The following is an 884-nucleotide window of genomic DNA, read 5'->3' as shown; positions in this document are numbered from 1 at the left end:
GACTCGCGGTCTGCGTACCTCGATCTGCTCCGTCGTGACCTCACTCGATACGGCCAGGACGAGCTGGTGCCGGTCGGTTGGTACCGGCTCGGGCGCCCGTTGTTCAATGCCCGGAACTTCATGCTCGTCCGTAAATACCCATTCAACGAATATGCGCGGGACCGAGGCCTGGATTGGCCGGCGGACGCGTTGACGATGATTGGGATGCAGCGGCTGACCAGTTTGCAGCAGTGCGTCGAGACAGTGCTCGCTGACGAAGTTCCGGGTGATCTGGTCGAGTGCGGCGTGTGGCGTGGCGGCGCTTCGATATTGATGCGTGCGGTTCTTTCCGCTTACGGAGATCGGACGCGACGGGTGTGGCTGGCCGATTCGTTCGCCGGAGTACCACCCCCGGATACGGCGAATTACCAAGCCGACAAAGGAATTAAGCTACACCGGCATGCGAGCATACTGGGCGTCTCGCAGGAACAGGTCCAGGCGAATTTCGAGCGTTACGGATTGCTCGATGATCAGGTTCGTTTTATCCCCGGCTGGTTCAGGGACACGTTGGCTGATGCTCCGGTTGAGCAGATTGCTGTGTTGAGGCTCGATGGTGATCTGTATGAATCGACGATTCAGGCTCTCGATGCGCTTTACCCGCGCTTGTCGTCGGGGGGCTTTTGCATTATCGACGACTACCACGCGCTGAAAGCGTGCGAGCAGGCTGTGGCCGATTACCGCGAGAAGCACGGAATATCTGCCGAGATCGTGGAAATCGACGGCACAGGTGTGTTGTGGCGTAAGCCATGACCATCGCACAGCAGTAGAGCCTGGATCCGGTTGCCAATAGCACGGACGGCAAATGCCGTTCGCTGGAAACCCATGTCTACGAACGTGTTTGCTTT

1 protein-coding gene is annotated in these 884 nt (G+C 58.6%); it reads left to right on the top strand.

What is annotated here, in order from left to right; genetic code table 11:
- A partial coding sequence (locus ACZY0B_RS27820; RefSeq protein WP_463767433.1) for a TylF/MycF/NovP-related O-methyltransferase occupies positions 1-789 on the top strand: 789 nt, incomplete at its 5' end.
- Positions 790-884 lie beyond the last annotated feature (95 nt).

It is taken from the genome of Mycobacterium sp. IDUB_19, from assembly GCF_055419445.1.
Note: the sequence above shows the minus strand (reverse complement) of the source record. Positions and strands in the feature narration are given on the sequence as shown.